The 22,001-nt window shown below is 39.6% G+C and carries 19 protein-coding genes, 2 pseudogenes and 1 riboswitch; of the genes and pseudogenes, 17 read left to right on the top strand and 4 right to left on the bottom strand.

Going from position 1 to position 22,001, the window contains the following annotated elements; genetic code table 11:
• Window positions 1-115 precede the first annotated feature (115 nt).
• The 5 genes from A6755_RS24375 to A6755_RS24355 all read left to right on the top strand — a co-directional run bounded on the left by A6755_RS24375 (window position 116) and on the right by A6755_RS24355 (window position 7,491).
• Window positions 116-2,857 (top strand): GTPase domain-containing protein, encoded by a 2,742-nt coding sequence (locus A6755_RS24375; RefSeq protein WP_244889713.1) that lies wholly within the window; start codon window positions 116-118, stop codon window positions 2,855-2,857.
• Between the two features lie 94 nt (window positions 2,858-2,951).
• Window positions 2,952-3,057: riboswitch (SAM riboswitch) on the top strand.
• A 116-nt stretch (window positions 3,058-3,173) separates the two neighbouring features.
• Window positions 3,174-4,286, top strand: a complete 1,113-nt coding sequence (locus A6755_RS24370) for a sugar ABC transporter substrate-binding protein (RefSeq protein ID WP_063592244.1) — start codon at window positions 3,174-3,176, stop codon at window positions 4,284-4,286.
• 56 nt (window positions 4,287-4,342) lie between these two features.
• On the top strand, window positions 4,343-5,845 hold the full coding sequence (locus A6755_RS24365; protein WP_063592243.1) for a sugar ABC transporter ATP-binding protein: 1,503 nt from the start codon (window positions 4,343-4,345) through the stop codon (window positions 5,843-5,845).
• Between the two features lies 1 nt (window position 5,846).
• Window positions 5,847-6,851, top strand: a complete 1,005-nt coding sequence (locus A6755_RS24360) for an ABC transporter permease (RefSeq protein WP_063592242.1) — start codon at window positions 5,847-5,849, stop codon at window positions 6,849-6,851.
• 280 nt (window positions 6,852-7,131) lie between these two features.
• Window positions 7,132-7,491 carry a winged helix-turn-helix transcriptional regulator gene (locus tag A6755_RS24355; protein ID WP_034305910.1) on the top strand — a complete coding sequence of 120 codons (360 nt, stop codon included), beginning with the start codon at window positions 7,132-7,134 and terminating at the stop codon, window positions 7,489-7,491.
• Between the two features lie 71 nt (window positions 7,492-7,562).
• On the opposite strand, the gene A6755_RS24350 is transcribed toward A6755_RS24355, so the two are convergent.
• Complete coding sequence (locus A6755_RS24350) at window positions 7,563-8,093, bottom strand: NAD(P)H-dependent oxidoreductase (protein ID WP_063592241.1); 531 nt, start codon at window positions 8,091-8,093, stop codon at window positions 7,563-7,565.
• A gap of 342 nt (window positions 8,094-8,435) precedes the next feature.
• Here A6755_RS24350 and A6755_RS27815 point away from each other — a divergent pair.
• Window positions 8,436-8,754, top strand: a pseudogene (locus tag A6755_RS27815) (ABC transporter permease); the annotation flags it as partial.
• Window positions 8,755-8,814: 60 nt separating this feature from the next.
• On the opposite strand, the gene A6755_RS24345 reads toward A6755_RS27815, so the two are convergent.
• A complete protein-coding gene (locus A6755_RS24345; protein ID WP_034305905.1) occupies window positions 8,815-9,438 on the bottom strand; it encodes a nitroreductase family protein in 624 nt (207 codons plus the stop codon).
• 125 nt (window positions 9,439-9,563) lie between these two features.
• Here A6755_RS24345 and A6755_RS24340 point away from each other — a divergent pair, with 125 nt between their 5' ends.
• From A6755_RS24340 to A6755_RS24330, 3 genes are all read left to right on the top strand, one after another.
• A complete protein-coding gene (locus A6755_RS24340; RefSeq protein WP_063592240.1) occupies window positions 9,564-9,914 on the top strand; it encodes a winged helix-turn-helix transcriptional regulator in 351 nt (116 codons plus the stop codon).
• Between the two features lie 284 nt (window positions 9,915-10,198).
• Window positions 10,199-11,182: a ketoacyl-ACP synthase III gene (locus A6755_RS24335; RefSeq protein ID WP_034305901.1), complete on the top strand. Its 984-nt coding sequence runs from the start codon at window positions 10,199-10,201 to the stop codon at window positions 11,180-11,182.
• A 496-nt stretch (window positions 11,183-11,678) separates the two neighbouring features.
• A complete protein-coding gene (locus A6755_RS24330; RefSeq protein WP_034306554.1) occupies window positions 11,679-12,131 on the top strand; it encodes a helix-turn-helix domain-containing protein in 453 nt (150 codons plus the stop codon).
• Between the two features lie 108 nt (window positions 12,132-12,239).
• Here the strand turns inward: A6755_RS24330 and A6755_RS24325 are convergent, their stop codons facing one another.
• Window positions 12,240-12,596 (bottom strand): hypothetical protein, encoded by a 357-nt coding sequence (locus A6755_RS24325; protein WP_048684962.1) that lies wholly within the window; start codon window positions 12,594-12,596, stop codon window positions 12,240-12,242.
• A 187-nt stretch (window positions 12,597-12,783) separates the two neighbouring features.
• Between A6755_RS24325 and A6755_RS24320 the strand changes: the two genes are divergently transcribed.
• The 8 genes and pseudogenes from A6755_RS24320 to A6755_RS24285 all read left to right on the top strand — a co-directional run bounded on the left by A6755_RS24320 (window position 12,784) and on the right by A6755_RS24285 (window position 21,186).
• The gene (locus A6755_RS24320) at window positions 12,784-13,464 is read left to right on the top strand and encodes a hypothetical protein (RefSeq protein WP_134402182.1); all 681 of its coding nucleotides are present in this window, start codon (window positions 12,784-12,786) and stop codon (window positions 13,462-13,464) included.
• Window positions 13,465-13,655: 191 nt separating this feature from the next.
• Window positions 13,656-14,891 (top strand): S1C family serine protease, encoded by a 1,236-nt coding sequence (locus A6755_RS24315; protein WP_063592238.1) that lies wholly within the window; start codon window positions 13,656-13,658, stop codon window positions 14,889-14,891.
• 255 nt (window positions 14,892-15,146) lie between these two features.
• Window positions 15,147-15,461, top strand: coding sequence for a hypothetical protein (locus tag A6755_RS24310; RefSeq protein WP_052137210.1), 315 nt, complete (start codon window positions 15,147-15,149; stop codon window positions 15,459-15,461).
• A 1,137-nt stretch (window positions 15,462-16,598) separates the two neighbouring features.
• Entirely contained in the window at window positions 16,599-17,522 is a 924-nt protein-coding gene (gene qoxA, locus A6755_RS24305; protein WP_034305893.1) for a cytochrome aa3 quinol oxidase subunit II, read from the top strand.
• Between the two features lie 73 nt (window positions 17,523-17,595).
• The gene (gene qoxB, locus A6755_RS24300) at window positions 17,596-19,542 is read left to right on the top strand and encodes a cytochrome aa3 quinol oxidase subunit I (protein WP_063592237.1); all 1,947 of its coding nucleotides are present in this window, start codon (window positions 17,596-17,598) and stop codon (window positions 19,540-19,542) included.
• Window positions 19,542-20,138, top strand: coding sequence for a cytochrome aa3 quinol oxidase subunit III (qoxC, locus tag A6755_RS24295; protein WP_034305890.1), 597 nt, complete (start codon window positions 19,542-19,544; stop codon window positions 20,136-20,138). The genes qoxB and qoxC overlap by 1 nt, the downstream gene beginning before the upstream one ends.
• A 1-nt stretch (window position 20,139) precedes the next feature.
• Window positions 20,140-20,424, top strand: coding sequence for a cytochrome aa3 quinol oxidase subunit IV (gene qoxD / locus A6755_RS24290; RefSeq protein WP_034305888.1), 285 nt, complete (start codon window positions 20,140-20,142; stop codon window positions 20,422-20,424).
• Between the two features lie 317 nt (window positions 20,425-20,741).
• A pseudogene (locus A6755_RS24285) lies at window positions 20,742-21,186 on the top strand (YfmQ family protein).
• Window positions 21,187-21,663: 477 nt separating this feature from the next.
• Here the strand turns inward: A6755_RS24285 and A6755_RS24280 are convergent.
• Window positions 21,664-21,798: a BA3454 family stress response protein gene (locus A6755_RS24280; RefSeq protein WP_034305885.1), complete on the bottom strand. Its 135-nt coding sequence runs from the start codon at window positions 21,796-21,798 to the stop codon at window positions 21,664-21,666.
• Window positions 21,799-22,001 lie beyond the last annotated feature (203 nt).

Raw genomic sequence — 22,001 nt, 5'->3', positions numbered from 1 at the left:
TAAATGATTTTTTAACTAAAGGAACCTATAAATTGAATATTAGGTCTGCTATGAGTCTTATAGAATCAGTGATTATCCTTTAATTGAAAATATGAAATATATCGGGGGAATAAAGATGGACGAACGTCTGATCGGAAAAAAATATTATGAAACGATGCTTGAGGATACAAGGAAGCACCCGATTCAAGCTTTGGGTGAAATGTTCCTCGTGGAACAAAAAAAGGAAAGATCCGATTTAACCGCAATTAGATTTGCTCAAGGAGAGGTGTATTTTCAGCACCATGACTATGAAGCAGCCATTTTTAAATGGGAAAACATAGAAGGGGAACTTGGTTCATGGGCGAAGAAAAACATCGCTGATGCGTATTTTGAATTGGAAATGTATTCAACCGCAGAGGATATCTATAAATCCGTCGATACGGATGAAGCTGTCTTGAAAACAGAAGTTCTTTTGCAGCTGTTTTCCCTGTACATAGTGGAATCGAGAAATGATTTGGCTTCCAAAGTCGTGAAAGAAGCAGTCGAGTTTCAACCAGACTACCCGAATGTCACTGAAATCGCACGCGCCTTTTTTGAAGAACAAAAGGATTGGAACAGTGCAGTGGTATTAGCGGCGAATGAAAGTATCCGTACAGAGTCAATGGGCTGGTTCGATGTGCTGAAAACGTATATCCAGCAGGGTGTTGCCCAATCGATGGAGCCGGATTATTTCTCAACTGTCCTTGGTTCGCTATACACACTCGACCAGGAACGTTTCGAGAAAATGACGGTTGCCCTTTGGAAAAATTATAAATATACGGATGCTTATTTCGAATGGTTAAGAGTGATTAATAATTTGATAGATACCATCGAATTGAACCATGCGGATGTATGGGATGAGCTTTCCGTCTATTACAGGGATGCATATGCAGGTTTGTTAGAAGGAACGCATCTAATCAAAGAATTAAGTCCTGTCGTGCCAAGGTTGCTGGAAAACTGGCTCAAAATCGCAGACGGGGAGCTTTCGCTGTTTGCGGCGGCATCCACGTTGTCCTGGAATGAAATCTTCCCGGATACGATCAATGCGCTGGTCATTCAGGATGCAGAGAGCCTGCTTTCGAAATCGCCTAAATTGGGAGGCGGACTGGAAGCGGGAGAGAAACTGTTCAATTCCATTATCCAGTGGGCTGAAGATAATGATTTAAGGGTTGGAAATAAGCTTAAATGGATGGTGGAGGGGCTTAAAGATACCAGCAATTTCAATCTCCTTCTTGCAGGAAGTACAGGAAATGGCAAGACATCCTTTATTCAGTCAATCGTTGGAGAGAGCATTGCTGCTGAGGACCATTCTTCCCTAGTCAGTGTCAAAGACGGGGATGATTTGGAAATCCTTGAAATTACCGATACAGATAGCAAAGTTGTCGAGGAGCTAACTGATTTGGATGAAACACGCCGTCAGCGCGGGACTATAGTCGATGTGACAATCATCAGTGACTACCTAAGAAATAATCATTTGCGATTATTGGATACACCGGGGTTCAATGGGGAACAAAGCGTGGAATCCGATTTCCAAGGCTATTTACATGGCAGTGATGGCCTGATGTTCGTTCTTGACGCCCGGGCTCCTTTCACCGGCAGCGAAAGGGATCTGTTATTGGAAATTCAAATGAAGGCACCTAAACTGCCGATTCATTTCCTATTAAATAAAATGGATACGATATACAGTGATCAGGTCGCAGTCCGGATGGAAGACGAAACATGGGATAAAGTGAATGCATATTTCCCGAATGCGAAAGTGTTCGCTTTCTCCAAACATTATGACAGCAGGCAGCAATTGAAGGACCTTTCAGCCTTCCTTCAATCGAATTATCAAGATGATAATTGGAAGGAAAGAAGATCTGAAAAAATCCTGGCATTCATTCGTAAAACCTTATCTTATCTATTAGAAAAACGGGTTGCCAATGAGCGGAAATGCGAGCATTCCATCTCTTGGAATGAGCAGATGGAAGTCAAACTGAATGGAGCGGTCAATCAACTGGCTGATCTGGAAAAAGAAAAAAGTGAAAATATCATAAGGTCGTATCGTTCGCTTAAGGACGAAGTGAGAAGTCAGCTTTATTCAAAAATTCCTGAGTTACTGAGGGATTGCTCTAAATCGTTAACGGAAAGCAGTGATTTCAGTCAGGTCCATGTACAGTTAAACCAGGAAATGAATGAGCGGATTCAAAACTTCATTTCTGACAAGATCATGCCTCAATATTACCGTTCTCTTCAAGACTGGATTGCCAGTTCCCAAATGGAGTTCACACAAAGCCAGCAGTTCATGGATGAGATGAGTGCCGGATTCAATGAATTATACAAAGAAGAACGGATTATGCTGGCAGGTGACTTCAGGGTATTGGATGACTGGCGCCGTGATGCCGACCGGATGACAAGCAGTATCCGCATCGAAAACGTTAATATCCTTTTGCGCAGGACTCCATCACAATTGTTGCTTAAAGGAGCAGGGAAGCTATTTGGGGCGATACCGCAAAATAAGGCCAATATGTACAATCGTTACAAGAAATACCTGGAAAGTGAAGATTACCTGGATGTTGCCGAAATGATCACGGAACGTTTCCTAACCCAATTTGGATTGTTTGAAAAATCATTGGATCGGGACATCTCACTTTTCTATCGCAGTTCATTTGCCTTACTTCAAAAAACGATAGAGCAGACGCAGACGGAAATAAAAGACTACCAGGCTGCATTGGAGCATATGAAAGAAAATCCGGAAGTTTACCGTGATCCGATCACGTTGTTCGAAGTGAAATTAAGGCAGTTGGAGAGGCTTGAAAAAATCGAGAAAAAGCGTCTAGCCCAGCTTCAAAGAAAATAAAAATAACGGGAAACATTTCAAATATTCAAAAATCTATTGACTTTACGACTATATCCCTATAAAGTGATAATTACGAAAACGTAACATAATATATCTCTTATCAAGAGTGGCGGAGGGACTGGCCCTAAGATGCCCAGCAACCGTTCCATTAGGAATTGGTGCTAAATCCTGCAAAACAGAAATGTTTTGACAGATAAGAGAGGGACAAGTCTGCAAAACAGCCGATTAAACCTCTCTATATTAGAGAGGTTTTTATTTTGGGATTTACACCGACTTAACTGATAAGACTAATGAGAAAACATGGAGGGGAAACAAGATGAGAAGGTCTATTAAAGGGATATTCATTTTTGCCATCGCTTCGGCTTTGCTTTTAACGGGTTGCTCTGCAGGGCAGAGTTCCACAGAATCGAAGAAAGAAGAAAAAGTATCATTTGAAAATGTCCCGGAAAGATTTGCTGATGGCGATGGAGTCAAGATCAAAGTGATCCGAAAAATTGGCGGTGATGATCATACTGCCCAATACTTGGCGGGGGCGAAAGAAGAAGGAGAAGCACTGGGATTTCAAGTCGATACGTACACAGCCAATGGTGATACGGCTAAATTCCATGATGCGATAGCACAGGCTTTGGAGGAAGATTACGACGGCTATATCATTTCACATGGTGATGATGCCGCAACTGTAAATGACGTTCAGAAGTTGGTTGATGCAGGTAAAAGCGTTGTCACATTCGATTCAATAAGCGATCTATCTAAAATAGAGGGCGTGACATTAACTTCACAAGATGATGAAGCGCTGGCAACACTGGCTTTCGATAAACTGATAAAAGAACAGAAAGGTGAAGCGGCAATTGCATATCTTTGGGTGGATGGTTTTCCTCCAATGGTAAGAAGAAATGCAGTCTATAAGGAAAAACTAAAAGAAAATCCTGGGATTAAAGAAGTCGAAAGATTCGGAGTGGCATCCGCTGATACTTCGGTTCAGACACAAAATGCTGTAGCCGCAATGCTGAATAAATACCCTAAAGGTAAATTGGATGCCATTTTCGCAACATGGGATGCCTTTGCTATCGGTGCAGCCCGGGCGATTAAAGAAGCGGGCCGCGATGAAGTGAAGATATATGGAATTGATGTTTCGAATGCAGATCTCCAGGAAATCCAATCCGCTGATAGCTCTTGGTCCTACACGGCAGCAGTCGATCCCAAGTTGATCGGTGCAGTGAATATGAGGATATTGGCTAAAAAATTAGCGGGTGAAGAAACACCGCAAACATATGATTTGGAGGCTTCACTCATTTCGCAAAAGCAAATCCAAGCTTCAAAAGAAGCGGTAAACATGGCCAACCTGTCTAATATTGTCGATGGCTGGGGTGTATCGACGGAATTTGAAGAAGATTGGATGAAGGTTTTGAAAGATCATTATAAAAAATAAAAAGAGACACTCTCTTTCCAGCGAAGGGAGTGTCTGTTCAATAAGGGGGAATGGACATGGGCAAGCAACTAGAAATGAAGATGATTTCGATTGAATTTCCGGGGGTGAAGGCGCTGAGTGATGTTGATTTTTCCGTACAATCAGGAACAGCCCACGCATTGGTCGGTGCAAACGGAGCAGGGAAATCGACGTTAATGAAAGTTTTATCGGGAGCCCATGTTCATTATTCAGGTGACATTTTTATTGATGGGATGAAGCGGGATATCCGCTCGCCAAAAGCTGCTCAGGAACAGGGCATTCAAATAGTTCATCAGGAAGTGGATACCGCCCTCATCCCTTATTTAACAGTTGGGGAAAATGTAATGTTGAATGATATGGTCCAAAACATGGGAAAAAAACAAAGGGTACATTGGAAAGAACTGCACAACAAAGCCACTTCCATTCTTGAAGATATGAAAATTCATGTCCCTTCGAAAAAGTTGGTTAGAGACTTGACCTTGGCTGAAAAACAGATGGTCCTGATAGCAAGAGCCGTTTCGACAGAATGCAAATTCCTGATTCTCGACGAGCCAACTGCTCCGTTAAGTCATACGGAGACGACGGAACTTTTTCGAATTGTAAATGAATTAAAGCAAAAAGGCGTGGCAATCATTTTCATTTCACATCGTCTGCCTGAGATTTTTGAAATCTGTGAGGAAATTACGATCATGAGGAATGGGGAGCTTGTCACTTGTCGAAAAATCGAGGACATAACCCGTGCCGAAGTGGTAGAGAACATGCTCGGGAAAACCATGGATGAACAGTTTCCTGAAGTGAATGCTTCGATTGGAGACGTAATTCTGGAAGTGAACGGATTGTCAGATGCCGAGAAAGTTAAGAATGTCAGTCTGAATATTAAAGCAGGCGAGATAATCGGCTTGGCTGGGCTGGTCGGGGCTGGGAAAACGGAGCTGTGTAAAACCCTTTTCGGTCATACGTCCATCACAGCGGGTGAAGTCATCCTGAATGGTCGAAAGCTTTCTCTGAAATCACCGCATGAAGCAGTAAAAAGCGGGCTGGCACTTGTACCTGAGGAACGCAGGAAAGAAGGGGTCCTTGTACAGGAATCAGTCTCGGCAAACTTGACTGCAGCCAGTCTCGGTAAATTCTGCAAAACATTCAGTGTCGTCGATCGTAAGGCGGAAAAGGAAAAGGCAAAGGAAATGATCGCAAGTCTTGGCATTAAGACTCCTTCGGGGGAAGTGAAGGTTGAAAACCTATCCGGTGGTAACCAGCAAAAAGTTGCCATTGGAAAATGGCTTATGGCAGATGCGGATGTATACATATTCGATGAACCAACGAAAGGGGTCGATGTCGGAGCCAAGAAGGATATATTCGAATTGATTGCAAAGCTTGCAAGGAATGGAAAAGCGATCATTTATGCATCCTCCGAGCTTTCCGAAATCATTGGCATTACCAACCGGACCTATGTGTTATATGACGGGAGCACTGTCATCGAATTAGAAACAAGCAAAACGAATGAAGAAGAACTACTATTCTATTCAACAGGAGGTAAATAGGATGAGCATACCCATTCCTGTTACACAGACAGCGAAAGCGAAGAAAAAGGTGGAACTATTCGACTTTTTCTATAAATACGGCACAATATTGACGATTATCATTCTGATTGGAATTTTCGCCGTATCCAATCCATCTTTCATCCAAACTTCTAACCTGATAAACATCCTGCGTTCCATTTCAATCGTGACCATCATTGCGATCGGCATTACGATATCACTGACCGTGGATGGCTTCGACCTTTCCGTCGGCTCCGTCGCATCATTGGCCAATGCCATCGTCATCTCGATGTTTGTCTGGTTTTCTCAGGATACATTCATCGCCATATTAGCTGCGGTCGGTGCCTCACTTTTCGTAGGGGCTTTGAATTCATTCATGATCGTTAAATTGAGAATTCCCGACATGCTGATGACTTTGGCTACCATGTTCATTATCCAGGGAATTGCCCTTACCTATACAAAAGGGGCCACGGTTTCGCAAAATATGGTCATGCCAGACGGGACGTTCGCAACAGGACTGATCAGCCCGTTTTTCGCCAAAATTGGCCAGGTACCGTGGATAATCCTGATCATGGCCGTCATTGTGATAGCGACCCATATCTTTTTGACTTATACGAAGCACGGTCGTTATATGTACATTATTGGGGGAAATAAGGAAGCGGCGAGGCTTTCCGGGATATCGGTTAATAAATACAAAATCCTTGCCTATCTGCTTTCGGCTCTATTTGCTGCAATCGGGGGGATTGTCCTTGCTTCAAGGGTCATGACATCGGAAATCAATTCAGGGTCACCCTATTTAATGGATGCCGTCGCGGCAGCCTTCATTGGTTCCTCCGTTTTAGGAGCGGGAAAACCGAATGCCTTTGGAACCTTTGTCGGAGCAGTCCTGATCGGAATCCTGCAAAATGGGCTGATCATGATGTCCGTTCCGTATTATGCGATGGATATCGTCAAAGGAACAGTGCTGGCCCTTGCACTCGCTGTAACCTATTACAAGCAAAAACATTAAAAAGAATTCGTTACGTTACTCAATAATATGAAAAAATCCTGTTGTAATGCAACAGGATTTTTCCTTTTTAAAAAGGGGTGGGTTAAGGAGATCGTCATCATTATACTTACGCTAAAATGGTGGCAGGAGCACTTTTTCAACCCTCATTTTGGAGTATAAAGATTGACCGCAATTGTAATTTTTATAGGGACCTTATTTACCTTTTAATAAGATTGATAATGATCTATTGTAAAGTATGAACATTCATATCATATACTTATCTAAAGGAGAGTGTAAACTTATGCGAGAAACCTGTGTTCCGGCAGGTGTGAAACCGAATGAAACTGGCTTTGGATATACGCTGTCCTTGATTGGCGGCAAATATAAAATGATCATAATGTATTGGCTGTCTGAAAATAAGGTCATGCGTCATAATCAACTGAAGCGAAGTATCGGTACCATTTCCTTTAAAACGCTAAGCATCATGTTAAAAGAGTTGGAGGCAGACGGCCTTATCATACGCAAGGAATTTCCCCAAATCCCTCCAAAAGTAGAATATTCATTATCTGAACGTGGTCTATCTCTCATCCCATTGTTAAATATGATGTGCGAGTGGGGAGAGAAAAACAGTTTGCCAGTTCAGGAGACTAAACAGCAGTAGGTGTTGCTATTTTGATTAAATCAAAAGAAGTATTTCCCTTACAAGGAAATACTTCTTTAATGAACTGCCTATTAAAGGTTATCGACAAAATTCAAATAATCTTGTGCGCTTTTTTCCAATTCGCTCACGGATGGCTCATTTTCAGCACCATAAAAAGCAAAGGATGAACGATAATCTGCATTGCAGTATAGGAAGGTAGTTTCAAAGGGAGATAATAAATGTTCAAGTGTATAGCGATATCTTCCTTCTTTACTATAATCCTCTTTGCTAATTCCGGCAGATACAGCTAGAGCTGCTTTGCGATTCTTTAATTTATCCCCTCCATTTGAACCATACGCCCAACCATAAGTAAAAACATCGTCAAGCCATCTTTTTAGGAGAGGCGGACAATTAAACCAATAAAAAGGGAACTGTAAAACAAGATTACTATGCGATTCGATTAATTGCTGTTCTTTTTCCGCATTAATGTTTCCGTCAGGGTAAACCTTATACAATTCGTGTACGGTATACTTTTCCGGATATTTCCTTAGCGCTTCTACCCATCGTTTATTTATGAGGGATGTTTCTAGACTGGGGTGTGCTACGATAACAAGAGTTTTCAAAGATTTCTCCTCCTTAACTATTATTTATTTTAAGTATAAAGTGCACTCTGCAAGTGCGTAAGTATGCACTTTTAGTATAGGTACTTACCTAAAGGAGAGTGTTAAATCTGTTATAACTAAAAAAACGATCTGAAAATTTCAATATAAGTAAGATGTTAATAAGGGAATCTTAAAAGGCCAGATAGACACGCTCATCCTAGGAGGGATATGTACGGCTTTGAATTAGCCAAAATTGTTCGAGAAGAAAATATTAAAGACGTATCTCAGTGTGTGAAGAAGGCTTTAAACAAAAACTCCTGGAATGGTAAATTGTTAGAGATGTGATTGATTCCTTTTTAGAGTGGGGGAAATAAGGAAGCGGCTAGACTTTCCGGGATATCCGTTAATACATATCTGATTTCAGCTCTATTTGCTGCAATCGGGGGAATTGTCCTTGCATTAAGGGGCGTGAAATCGGAAATCAATTCAGGATCCCGCTAATGATGCCGTCGCAGCAGCCTTCATTGGTCCCTCCGTTTTAGGAGCGGGAAAACCGAATGCCTTTGGAGGCTTCAGCGGTGCAGTCCTGAGCGGATTCCTTATCATGGATGCGATTGATATCATCAAAGGAACAGTTCTTGCCCTTGCGCTCGCGGTAACCTATTACAAGCTAAAACACTAAAGTTTTACGAAAGATTAAGAAGAAAGAGGGTTCTTTTTAACCCTCTTTCCAATACACTCACTATATTTTGTTTTTATAAATGACTTTGCTAACATCGTGTCTTACTGTTTTGTGACCTTCTTTCATTCCTTTCCCCATGGCAATAAGCATAACATCTAAATACCTATCGGAAATGTTTAAGGCTGACTTTAATTGTTCGGAATCATACCCGGACATTGTAATGGTTTCAAGACCTGCCTCGTTCGCCAATAAAACTAACGACATTGACGCCAGGCTTGCGTCTCTTATTAATTCAACCTTTAAATCTTCTTTTGATTTATTTAGATAATAATTGATTGCCGCGTTTGTTAGATAATCTCTTACTGATGCGTCAAAATAACCTTTTTGAAATTCATCCTCATGTATCATTATGATATTTTCTTTTTCAAAAGCTTGATAATCACCTAGTATAACAATCAGTACTGAGGCTTCAATTACCTGTTGTTGATTAAAAGCGATGGGCAGTAACAAATCCTTTAAATATGGTTCATCTATAACCAGGTATCGTGTTGCTTGAATATTGTTTCCGTTAGGCGATTTACTGGCTCCTTCAATAAGTGTCGCCAATGTTTCTGGACTAATTTTATAATGGGGATCATACTGCCTTACGGAACGTCTTTTTTCTATTGTCTCTTTTACACTCATCGTGTTCACTCCCAATGTTATATTTGCTTTATAATCAGAGTATAATGGACCCATGATGTAGAAGAAAATAACGCACAATAAAGTGGCATAGCCACCTTTATGTGCCTATTCAGGAGGAATGAGGAATGAAGAGTCTAAATACGGGAATAAATATTTTCATGAATACTGTAGGAGGAAAGTGGAAATGCTTAATCCTCTTTTTTCTGAGTCAAAAACCAATGAGGACAAAAGAGTTTTATATTCTAATACCGGCCATAACCCAGAAAGTCTTAACCGACCAATTAAAGCAGCTGGAAAGAGATGGGCTTGTCCGAAGAGAAGTATATAAAGTAGTACCACCAAAAGTAGAATATAGTTTAACTGAGTTAGGTCAATCATTTGTACCTGTATTAAATACAATGTGTGAATGGGGCGCTACATATGCAGTCGAACAAAACCTCGAAAGACAAGATCAAATCTGTCGTCATCATAAATAAGTAAGATATGCTTCAACTAAGGAGTGTGGATTTTTTTACAAGTTCAGTAAGGCAAGCAGAATTTAATATTAGTAGAGGAAATGTCTTGAAGATGACTTTTGGCATTCTCTCTAAAGATTGTATTAAACTAACAGGTGCTTTACTTTAAAGTTGCTTTGCCCCGCCCCGCTCTTTTTTTAATGTAACGGTTAGTTGCATAAGATTTTTTTTGCTTTATAATTAGTACCAGGTGTTAATATCAAGTTATAAAATGATGCAATTCATACACACGAGGTGGCTATTCTATGTTCAAATCCAAAGCACGTATTACTGCGATAGGTTCGTATGTTCCTGAAAAAAGGTTAACAAATAAAGACTTAGAAAAAATGGTTGAAACCAATGATGAATGGATTGTTAAACGTACCGGTATTAAAGAACGAAGAATTGCACATGAAGAGGAGTTTACCAGTGATATCGGTTATAAAGCTGTAAAGGATTTAATGGAACGGTATGATAAATCTGTCGAAGATGTTGATATGATCATTGTCTGTACCTTTACTCCTGATTTCAACACTCCAAGTGTAGCATCTTTAGTCCAAGCAAAGCTAGGCATTAAGAATACTGGAGCTATTGATTTAAACGCTGCCTGTGCAGGATTTACTTATGGTCTGCATGTAGCTAATGGATTAGTAACATCGGGATTAAATAAGAAAATCCTAGTTATTGGAGCGGACACTTTATCAAAACTTATGGACTATGAAGATCGAGCCACATGTATTTTATTTGGAGACGGCGGAGGAGCAGTTCTTGTAGAATATGATGAAAAACAGCCAAGTTTTCTTTCTTCACATTTATATTCGGAGGGTGAAGGCGGAAAACATTTATATAGTACAAACCTATCGACACGCATAAATGGTGAAGACTTAAATGATAGCGGCAACCTTGTACAAAATGGACGCGAGGTTTATAAATGGGCTGTCACGACCGTTCCAAAAGGAATGCAAACTGTGATGAAAAATGCTGAATATCAATTGAATGATGTTGATTGGTTCGTACCGCATAGCGCAAATTTAAGAATGATCGAGTCAATATGTGAAAGAAGCGGCTTTCCAATCGAACGAACTTTATATAGCTTAGTGGGGTATGGAAATACTTCTTCAGCAACAATTCCCTTATCTTTGGAAATTGGGATAAAAGAAGGGAAGCTCCGTGGTGGTGAGAAGGTTTTATTATATGGTTTCGGCGGTGGATTAGCTCAAGCTGGACTGCTTATCGATTGGACCCTATAAAGGTATTTTCTATAACTAATAACTGAGTTTGTTCCAGAAGAAGGCCTCTCATCGGGGGCCTTCTTAAAGTATGATTCTTTGCAGAAATATATATTCAAGGTAAGGTAAAAACCATCTATAAAACGATGCAGGGACATGACCTTCATTTAAACTACAAATAATGAGGAAAGGATATCTATAAAGAACAATTTCCGTTATGTTTTTTACTCACGGAATCATCCTGAAGAATTGGGAATTTTGCAAAAGTCAAAAAATGCTTCGTGAAATTAGGAAGCGATCTTACAAGGCTTTTCTCACCCACTTTCGTGTTAGCTGGCTGCTATTTTGTGAAAATTTAACTTTCTGCAGCAGTTCCATAAAATTAAACGGAAAACCCCGTTATATCAAGGGTTTTCTCGGTGTCACTCATAGGTTGCATAGTATTGCGCTTATTACTATCTTTACTTTGCACGATTCATCTCACAATACTAGGAGTAGGAAAGGCGATGAACTCATTATGATTTTTAGCGAACGTTTAAAAAAAGAACGGGAAAAAAGAAACTGGTCACAAAATGATCTTGCAGAGAAGATTCATGTGAGTCGCCAATCTGTGTCCAAATGGGAAACGGGAAAAAATTATCCAAGTATTGAAGTACTCATTAATCTAAGTGATTTATTTCAGATTACGGTAGATGAATTATTAAGGAGTGACGAGGAATTGAAAGAAAAAATAATACGGGAAAGTAAGCAGTTAGCATTTCCAAATTGGAAAATGTTTTTTGATATCGTGTTACTAATAGGAGCATTTTTATTAGTGTCCAAATTAATTATTTTTGGTCTTAACAAATTTGCTGGCACCGATATTACCATTTTAAAAAGCATGCCGGTTGTATCTAATTTTTTACCCTTAGCTTTGATGGTTATTGGCGGTATCGGTTCAGATTATTTGAAGGATAAATATCTAGATTAAAAATACTCTCTTCTAAAAAGGGATAGTGATTAAAGTGAATGAAAACCTTTTGGTAAACTTGATCAAAAACGAACAGAACCTTTGAATTTCAGGTTCTGTTCCCATTTCTTATTTGAACTTTTGCACTTCTTCATTTCCCTCGAATTTGTTATCTTTCAATATTCCAATTTCTTCAATGTGATTTCGTGCCGTTTCATCCCCTAATTTATAAATTAAGGCATAAAGCCTTTTCATGGCTGCATCGTATTTATCATTTGCCCGGTCATGATGATAGAGAAGGTAGGGCACATGTGATCGGGCATATGCCTCCAGGTCATCTGTCCGGTGTTCCTCCAAGCATTGTTTCAATTCTGCAAGTTCCTCATCAGTTGCGTGCACCGTGAAGCTTGGATTCTCTTCAAGTTTTTGTCCGAGTACGTCACCGCTGACCAAATCGACATGGTAGGTCTGTTTTTCCTGTATCATTCTGCACATCACCCTTTCCGGCATTTATCTATTCTGTACCACTATTTGTAAAAAGTTAATCATGAAAGTAAACATTTCCTTAATGAAAAAGATAGGAAATAAAGGTATCGGACTCCTTATCAAATGGTTTAAGATGGATTTACAGAATAATATGGTAAATGGAGTGGTGATATTGAAGAGGTCAATCATGGTTGTTTTTTTTGTGTTGATTGCTTCAGGCTGCGTAACAAGGAATTATGATTCCAATATGGATTTAGGGAAAAGTCAGTTGAATGAGGAAAATTATTTAGAAGCCCACGAGGCATTTGAATTAGCTTATAAAGAAGCAAAAACACCTAAATCAAGGGAGTTAATGGATCTTTCAGGTTTGCTGGCGAGTGGATTGAAGAAATACGACGAACAGGATTTTGAATCGGCCAAAAAAGATTTTGAAGAAGCAACCGCATATAAAGCAAAATACCGGGAAGGTAAACAAATGGTTTCAAAGGCGGCGGAAATGCACCCGGTATCAGACTCGGCCACGATAGAAGCAGTAGTGGGAAATGATGAAGTGAAATCCACGGAGGAAACAACCGAGGAAGGATCCAAAGCAGAAGATGAGGCGGCAACGGATACAAAAGGCAAAGAGGGAAGCAAGGATTCGGAGCGTGCATTAAGTAAATCTCAGGCGGAGAAGCTTGTGAGGGATTACGTGGATATGGAAAACTTTTCGCAATTGCAAATCGAATATGATCATGATGCCGAAAAGGGAGATTATATTTTTCATGTTTTCGAGGTAGATGAACCTAGTCAGAAAAGCGGACACAAAACCACTTGGGGCTGGTATGGCGTGAATAAGGAGACCGAAGAAGTTTATGAAGTCATGTAAGGATAACTGAATGGTCGAATGGGAGGCCCCTGTTGTGGCCTTTTTATTTTGTTGTGCGGCAACATACAGGATTCGATAAAATTTTATGATTTTTGTTAAAGGATAGCCGAATTTTTTATTTTCTTAAGGAATTTTTAATAATTCCTGTTTATGATTGGGGCAAGTAAAGGACAATCATAGGAGGGATAAAGATGGAGAATTATAATGGTGAGGAGCAAGTCAGAATCAAGGCAGAACGGAAAAAGGGTAAGTCTCTCTGGATAACTAGCCTTGTTTCCGGAACGGTTGCTTCTATGGTTACATCATCTGTATTTCTATTTGGCGGAGACTTTATAGATCAAGGGAAAAGTTCAGTGAATGAGTCAACCGAAACGGCAGGTGTACAGCAAACGGACAGTGTTGAAAAGGATAAAAATGTCACGGCGGAAAAGTTATCGACAAGTACGGATTCAAATGATAGGGCAGAGATGGTCGAATCAGCATCCAAATCGATTGTAGGGGTCGTGAATTTACAGGAGATGCAAAGCCAGAACCCGTACCAGCGGCAAAGCACGGAGAGCGAAACGGTTGAGAGCGGAACTGGCTCAGGGGTCATTTATAAAAAAGCTGATGGGAAAGCCTATATCATCACGAACAATCATGTTATTGAAGGAGCTAAGGAAGTCGAAATTTCATTGTATGACGGACAAAAGGCAACGGCAGCTGTTGTCGGGGCAGATGCTTTGACGGATTTGGCGGTTTTGACAATTGATGCCTCGAAAGCACCAGAGGGAATTAAATTCGGGAATTCTGATAGCATGCGTCCAGGTGAAGAAGTATTGGCAATTGGCAACCCACTTGGACTTGATTTTTCAAGATCGGTTACACAAGGAATCGTCAGTGCCAACGGACGCACCATTTCAGTCGATACCTCGGACGGGGAGTGGGCACTTGATGTCCTTCAAACCGATGCAGCGATCAACCCTGGCAATAGCGGCGGTGCTTTGATCAATACCGCTGGGGAAGTGATCGGCATAAACAGTCTGAAGATTTCCGAAAACGGTGTGGAAGGCTTAGGGTTTGCCATACCAAGCAATGATGTGATTCCGATTGTTACGGAACTGATTGAAAATGGAAAAATCACGCGTCCATATTTAGGAGTCAGCTTGGCCAGTATGGAAGAACTTCCGCAATATTATATTCAAAATGTTCCTGAAGCCGTAAAGTCCGGTGTAATGGTGACGAGTATAGAAGCGGGATCGGCTGCGGCGAATGGAGGGCTTAAGCAACAGGATATCATTGTTGAGATTGATGGAACGAAAATAAATACTTCCGCAGCATTAAGGAAATATTTATATACAGATAAGAAAATCGGCGATAAAGTAAAAATTAAAGTATACCGAGGTACTGAAGAGAAAACGGTAACGATAACCTTGCAAAAACCATAGAAAGAGGTAAGGCCCCTGATCATTCATTAGGGGCCTTTTATTTAGAAGTTTTTAATAGTAAACGCAATTTTAATATCGGAAAAATAGATAGTGTATTTGCACTGTTTTTTAGATTTTCAATCTAGCCCTTAATACCCAAAAGCTAATAGTGGCATGTTCTATTTGTCAAGGTTTTCATTGTGAATATGTTAAAATATAGAAAAGATTTGACAAATTTGTGAAATGTCATAAAATAGAAAGAAAGGGGATGAAATTATGGAAGCTAATCAGAAGATGTTAGATGCAGTGAAATGGGTATCGGGCACAGGTTGTGTAATCGGAACTATTATTTTTGCTTTAAGCTTCATTGTAAGCGATTACAATAAAGATTATATATTTACCTCCGTTGGAATCGCCATCACACTAAGCGCAGCTGCAATTTTTCTAGTTGGTATATTTTTTGTCCTGACAGAAGAAATGGTAATGAAAACACATAAAGGTGAAAGAATTGTACCGGAAACGACTAAAATCATAAAAATGAAGTCAAAGTCTAACACTCAAACAAAAAGAAGTACAGAATTCAGTAACTAAAACGAGGAATATAGCATAATGAGCATTCTAGCATCAGATTTACTAACATGGATGAACGCCTGTCTAAAGAATTTGAGTCAAAGTGATCCGAATGATTGAATGCGCTTTCATATTGTGGAGGACTTGGATTAATCATCAGTTGGCTACTTTTTAATTCAATACAATATACTGCACTCGTTATGTATCAAAAATATGACCAACCCTCTCATTAAATGGAATACACACGATGTGCTCGGATATCCAAACCGAACTGCCCGAGCGCAGGAAGTTCTGACTTTGAACTTTGAACTATATCCACGAGAAAAGGACATTTTTTAAACGTCCTTTTTTTGTGTTTTTTTTTGTACTTTTACTTGAAGTTTCATTCAATGAGGAAGTCGTGGGTTACAAAGGCGGAGTTTATTGAACAACCAAATGTCCTTTTCTGTAATTCAGTCCTGTCCTGCTGACCGATAAAAATCACTAGTTGCAACAAGTTTGACCGACCCCTGAATTATTTCACTCATGACTACTGGTAAACGGCTGGTTAGGAATACTGAAAGGGCAATAAGTATTGCGAGGAGAAAGAGCCCAATTTACCCACTCGTTGTTTCCTTATATACATATAATATTGACCAGTGTTGGATCATTAGAGTTTGGAAGCATGGATTTAACATCATATCGAATGCTGCTACCATTTACCAACTTCCCTGGCCGAGTGTAAAAGATCCGTTTTAAATCATGTTTTCCAACGATAAATACCTACTTGACAGGATAGGTAATATCATTCATATTCTTGAGGGAGGTTGAGGCAATAAACACGGAGAATATAATGTGAAATTTTCATTTCATTATATTAGAGTAATAATAAATGGGTAGTGGACCGGTAATATATGCAACCCTGTACTGATAAGTGAATGTCCATAGGTATGTTATTAAACAATTATTATATTTCATTTGCTGAAGATTTTCGAACATTTCCGTTCATTTACCATCTTCTTACTGCTCTTTATTGAACTTTATGTGACAGATGTCACTTTGTATTGTCTTTTTTTAGACTTGGGATTAATATTGGTATGTCGGGGTTTGTGAACATGGTAACACTTTGTCCGAATAATTACCAATTGGAATTTTATTATGTAAGAAAGGGGTAGTACTATGAAAATAAAATGGGCTCTATTAACTATACTTTTTACTATTGCCACTGTGCTAACCGGTTGCGATAACCCATTAATGGTCTTGGACCCTAAAGGGCCAGTAGCTGCAACACAAGCAGATGTTATTATGATTTCGATATGGACAATGGCCTTTGTCGTCCTTGTCGTTATGGTACTGTATATCTTCATGATAATGAAATATCGTGCTTCCAAACAACGTGATGATTATGAACCGCCTCATATTGAAGGAAGTAAGGTTCTTGAAATAATTTGGGTGGCGATCCCAATTATAATCGTCGCTTTCCTATCCGTTGTTACTGTTAAAACAACAAATGAAGTTGAGGCAACACCTAAAGGATACGGAGATCAAGAACCTTTAGTTATTTACGCTTCATCTTCCAACTGGAAGTGGCATTTTAGCTATCCGGAAGAAGATATCGAAACGGTCAACTATCTGTTTATACCGACTAACCGACCAATCGAATTTAAACTTTACTCATTCGGTCCAATCTCAAGTTTCTGGATTCCGCAACTTGGAGGACAAAAATACGCGATGTCGGACATGGTTAATACGTTGCACTTAGCAGCTGATGTACCAGGTGAGTATATGGGTCGAAATTCAAACTTCAGTGGTTCAGGTTTTGCTCAGCAAACGTTCAACGTTAATGCATTGTCAGCAAAAGATTACGATAAGTGGGTAGATGAAATTAAAGCTACTGCTAAACCGATTACTGAGGAAAAATTCAATGAATTATTAAAACCTGGTCATGTGGGACAATCCACATACACTGGAACTCATTTAGAGTTTTCACCAGCTCCTGAAGGTGAAAATGCTGGTCATGACCACGGATCTTCTGATACTGAAGAACATGATTCCAAGGATTCACACGAGGAACATTCAGAACACAGCAACATGAATCACTAAGAATTAATTTCGTTCGATAAAACAACTAGGTTTACAAGATAAGGAATATTTTCCTGAAAGGAGTCACAAAAGTATGGATTACTTTGATCGATTTGCCGTACCTCATCCAAGTCCTGCGATTTATGCATCCATGGTTGCCATTGGTTTAACCATGATTGCGGTTGTTGCCGGAATTACCTATTTTAAAAAATGGGGTTACTTATGGCGTGAGTGGTTAACAACGGTTGACCATAAACGTATTGGTATCATGTACATCTTGGCAGCACTGCTTATGCTTTTCCGCGGTGGCGTCGATGCTCTTATGATGCGTGCTCAAACGGCTATTCCAGATAACGGTCTTTTGGATGGACAGCATTATAATGAGGTATTTACAACACACGGGGTCGTCATGATCCTGTTCATGGCTATGCCATTTATCATTGGGTTAATGAACATTGTTACACCATTACAAATTGGAGCGCGTGACGTAGCATTCCCACGTCTGAACGCAGTAAGCTTCTGGTTATTCTTCATGGGGGCAATGCTATTTAACATCTCTTTCGTAGTCGGTGGTTCTCCTGATGCAGGCTGGACATCTTACTTCCCGCTGGCAAGTAACGATTTCAGTGAATCAGTCGGTTCGAACTATTACGCGATTTCACTTCAAATAGCAGGTATCGGTACATTACTGACTGGTATCAACTTTATCGTAACAATCTTGAAAATGAGAGCACCTGGCATGAACTTAATGAAAATGCCAATGTTCACATGGTCTATCTTGATCACTAACTTCATTATCGTTTTCGCTTTCCCTGTATTGACAGTGGCACTTGCGTTGATGACAATGGATCGTCTATTCGGAACTCAATTCTTTACGATGGCCAATGGCGGTAGCGATATGCTTTGGGCGAACTTGTTCTGGGTTTGGGGACATCCTGAAGTTTATATAGTAATTCTTCCAGCTTTCGGTATTTACAGTGAAATCATTTCGACATTTGCACGTCGAAACCTGTACGGGTATAATTCGATGGTTATCTCCATGGTAGCTATTTCTACTCTATCTTTCATTGTATGGGCTCACCATTTCTATACAATGGGTCACGGTGCAATGGTTAATGGTATCTTCTCGATTACCACGATGGCAATTGCCGTACCGACTGGTGTTAAGATTTTCAACTGGTTGTTCACACTTTGGAAAGGTAAAATCGTATTTACCGTTCCAATGCTATACTCTTTAGCTTTCATTCCGATTTTCACGCTCGGTGGGGTAACAGGGGTAATGCTTGCCATGGCAAGTGCTGACTACCAATACCATAATACAATGTTCTTAGTAGTTCACTTCCACTACGTTTTAATCCCTGGTACTGTATTTGCCGTACTTGCCGGTTTCACGTACTGGTGGCCAAAAATGTTCGGTTTCATGTTGAGCGAAAAAATTGGGAAATGGTCGTTCTGGTTCATTACAATCGGCTTTAATGTAACCTTCTTCCCGATGTTCATCACTGGTTTAGATGGGCAGGCACGTCGTATGTATACGTACTCTGAATCAACAGGGTATGGTCCATTGAATATGCTCTCTTTCGTTGGAGCGATTGGCTTGGCAATAGGTTTTGCACTTATTGTGTACAATATCTATTGGAGCACTCGTTATGCGTCAAGAAATATTTCAAACGATCCATGGGATGCACGTTCTCTAGAGTGGGCTACACATACTCCAATCCCTGAATATAACTTTGCAGTTGTGCCAACAGTTGCTTCTACAGAAGCATTCTGGGATGCAAAGAAAAAAGGCTTTAAATTATTTGGCGGTAAAGTAGAAAAGATTCATATGCCAAATAACAGTGGCGTGCCGTTTATCATGAGCTGTATCTTCTTCGTTTGGGGCTTTGCATTGGTATTCAGCATGTGGATCATTGCAATCATTGCAACGATCGGTATCTTTGCTTGTATGATTCATCGTTCATTCGAAAAAGACCACGGACGTTATATCTCTGTTGAAGAGATCGAAGAAACTGAAAATAAATTGCGAGGTGCTAAGTAATGAAAATAGATAACTCGCTGCCACTAGAATATAGCACGGAAGAAAATCGCTTGAAGATTTTTGGATTCTGGATTTTCCTAGGAGCAGAAATAGCTCTTTTCGCTACACTGTTCGCCACTTATTTTGTATTAGTTGATGGAACTGGAAATGGTCCAACAGGGGAACATCTTTTTAAAGTGCCAACCCTGATGTTTCAAACAATCTTTCTTTTAACCAGTAGTTTTACCATTGGTCTTGGAATCAATGCAATGAGACTTGGCAGGCAGAAAGCAACGATTGGTTTCTTCATCATCACCCTTATTCTTGGTTTAGGCTTCTTGGGAGTCGAAATTTATGAATTCGTGGAGTATGTACATGAAGGAGCAACCATTCAAACAAGTGCTTTCTTATCTAGTTTGTTTACATTACTAGGTACGCATGGAGCTCACGTTACACTTGGTTTATTCTGGGGAACCTTCATCATCATGCAGATCAAAAAGCGCGGTATGACTCCAGAAACAACAAACAAGGCTTTCATCTTTTCACTTTACTGGCATTTCTTGGACGTTGTCTGGATTTTCATCTTCAGTTTCGTCTACCTGAAAGGAATGATGTAATATGAAAGAATTATTCCCACGGGGCCAAGTTATGGGATTTGCCTTTTCACTAGTCCTGACTTTGGTCGCACTATCAGTTATTATGTTTGATCTCTCACTTAAAATGGGTGTGATCATCCTTCTTGTTACAGCTTTCATGCAAGCTGCACTTCAATTAGTTATGTTCATGCACGCAGGTGAGTCTGAAGATAAAGCATCGATTTATACAAACGTTTATTACGGATTGTTCGTTGCATTGGTTACAATTTTCGGTACAATGCTAACAATGATTTGGGGATATCAATAATCGATTCCGGAAAAGCTGGGTGTCTTGATGACGCCCAGTTTTTTTGATTTTTAAACCGGTCTATCCATTTCATTCATGGAAGTTTGTTAACAAGGATTTGGCCGAAACCATATTGTTTAGTATAACCATATCGCAACATTATATTTATAATGGGAAATTTTCACTTTCGAAGCGCGCCCGTACGTTTAAGTGCAATGTTTTGCTAAAGTAAAACGTTAATAGAACGGACACATCTACTAAGAAAACGATCAGCCACTTTTGATATAATAAGTTATATAAGAATTAATTAATAAATGTAGCGTAGATGATGAATTGACATTGCCGGTTTTGATTGTGACAATTATTATCTTAAGTTTGTTAAAATATTGGTTTCCTGTCTTCCGACAGATGCAGTTAATTGGATTATCAGTAAATTTAAAATATATTCAGAAATTAGTGGCGGGAATGCAATCGTAACCTTTGACGGAAAACGTTTGGAAGGTGAAGAAAAAATTCAAGTTATTAATTATTTTAATAGCGCTATTTTTGAAGAAAAATCATATATTCCCGGGTAATGAGGAATTGTTTTTACATCCAGAAAATAGTGGGACTCCATTGGTCATTGATACTAAAAGAGGCAAAAAGGATGTTAGGTTATTTGTATATATTTACAGCGACCGCGTGGATGTAGTTAAACAGTACTAGAAGAAGCTCATTTCTTATAGTCTGTTTTCAGATAGCCTTCAAGAACGTTCCATGCCATTAATAAGAAATTTAGTTTAATAGAACATTAAAAAGACGGTCCTTAAAAGACCGTCTTTGAGTTTATAAACAAAAGGGCTCTAACTAAACTTTAAAACATAGTTGATTGGAGCGGGTGTGCGAGACTCCTGCGGGAAAGCGAGTCCAAGGGAGCACTGCGGGCGCAAAGGCACCGGGGAGGCTCCCGGACCGCCCGCGGAAAGCGAGTGCCTGGAGTGGAAATTAACGGTTAAATTGTCTACAGCTGAGACGTGCCTTTAAAATACCTTCTTTTTTATAAGGCTTTTAATATAATTCCAGTTCAAAGATATTTTTTCATTATAAAAATTCTGGTACACAAACTGGCATCTTGATTCTAGGGCCTTTTGAAAAAAACAATTAAAAGTGTTTTTAAGTAGGAGGGAATTGCAAGAGGGTCGTTAATCGTGCATATGAAAAGTATTTGGGATAGTATTTAAGGTAATAAAAAAGCAGGTATCTATTGCGATGCCTGCTTTTTTATGCTTTCCACTGTTTTTCAACTTGATGAAGGGCTTGTTGTAAAATTACTTCATGATCAGTACCCGGTTTAGCAAGGACGTTAGTTTGATAAGATTTTCCTTGGAAATCAACTGTTACTGTAACTTTTACCATTATGCATCTTTCCTTTCCTAATTCAGAATTAAATGAGGTGGTTGTACCTATTTCTTTTATACCCGTGGCAGAAGGATAATCAAACATTTCAAAAGCTAAAATCGTGAGAATTAATATTCAAAATTATCTGATATTTTAAGTGAAGTGTCAACACTTTTTTTTGACATGCCCCATTTTCAGGTTTTTTAAAAAACGACCTGGCT

The sequence above is a fragment of the Peribacillus frigoritolerans genome, from assembly GCF_001636405.1.
Taxonomy (GTDB): Bacteria; Bacillota; Bacilli; order Bacillales; family DSM-1321; genus Peribacillus; species Peribacillus frigoritolerans.
The sequence above is the reverse complement of the archived record's forward strand: the minus strand, read 5'-3'. Positions and strand labels throughout refer to the sequence as shown.

What these genes read in the sequence shown, in the direction of transcription:
- qoxB (WP_063592237.1), top strand. Translation starts at nt 17,596, where the DNA reads ATGGATTACTTTGATCGATTTGCCGTACCTCATCCAAGTCCTGCGATT.
- A6755_RS24315 (WP_063592238.1), top strand. Translation starts at nt 13,656, where the DNA reads ATGGAGAATTATAATGGTGAGGAGCAAGTCAGAATCAAGGCAGAACGG.
- qoxA (WP_034305893.1), top strand. Translation starts at nt 16,599, where the DNA reads ATGAAAATAAAATGGGCTCTATTAACTATACTTTTTACTATTGCCACT.
- A6755_RS24340 (WP_063592240.1), top strand. Translation starts at nt 9,564, where the DNA reads ATGAAGAGTCTAAATACGGGAATAAATATTTTCATGAATACTGTAGGA.
- qoxC (WP_034305890.1), top strand. Translation starts at nt 19,542, where the DNA reads ATGAAAATAGATAACTCGCTGCCACTAGAATATAGCACGGAAGAAAAT.
- A6755_RS24310 (WP_052137210.1), top strand. Translation starts at nt 15,147, where the DNA reads ATGGAAGCTAATCAGAAGATGTTAGATGCAGTGAAATGGGTATCGGGC.
- qoxD (WP_034305888.1), top strand. Translation starts at nt 20,140, where the DNA reads ATGAAAGAATTATTCCCACGGGGCCAAGTTATGGGATTTGCCTTTTCA.
- A6755_RS24330 (WP_034306554.1), top strand. Translation starts at nt 11,679, where the DNA reads ATGATTTTTAGCGAACGTTTAAAAAAAGAACGGGAAAAAAGAAACTGG.
- A6755_RS24370 (WP_063592244.1), top strand. Translation starts at nt 3,174, where the DNA reads ATGAGAAGGTCTATTAAAGGGATATTCATTTTTGCCATCGCTTCGGCT.
- A6755_RS24320 (WP_134402182.1), top strand. Translation starts at nt 12,784, where the DNA reads ATGGTTGTTTTTTTTGTGTTGATTGCTTCAGGCTGCGTAACAAGGAAT.
- A6755_RS24360 (WP_063592242.1), top strand. Translation starts at nt 5,847, where the DNA reads ATGAGCATACCCATTCCTGTTACACAGACAGCGAAAGCGAAGAAAAAG.
- A6755_RS24365 (WP_063592243.1), top strand. Translation starts at nt 4,343, where the DNA reads ATGGGCAAGCAACTAGAAATGAAGATGATTTCGATTGAATTTCCGGGG.
- A6755_RS24375 (WP_244889713.1), top strand. Translation starts at nt 116, where the DNA reads ATGGACGAACGTCTGATCGGAAAAAAATATTATGAAACGATGCTTGAG.
- A6755_RS24325 (WP_048684962.1), bottom strand. Translation starts at nt 12,596, where the DNA reads ATGATACAGGAAAAACAGACCTACCATGTCGATTTGGTCAGCGGTGAC.
- A6755_RS24355 (WP_034305910.1), top strand. Translation starts at nt 7,132, where the DNA reads ATGCGAGAAACCTGTGTTCCGGCAGGTGTGAAACCGAATGAAACTGGC.
- A6755_RS24345 (WP_034305905.1), bottom strand. Translation starts at nt 9,438, where the DNA reads ATGAGTGTAAAAGAGACAATAGAAAAAAGACGTTCCGTAAGGCAGTAT.
- A6755_RS24335 (WP_034305901.1), top strand. Translation starts at nt 10,199, where the DNA reads ATGTTCAAATCCAAAGCACGTATTACTGCGATAGGTTCGTATGTTCCT.
- A6755_RS24280 (WP_034305885.1), bottom strand. Translation starts at nt 21,798, where the DNA reads ATGGTAAAAGTTACAGTAACAGTTGATTTCCAAGGAAAATCTTATCAA.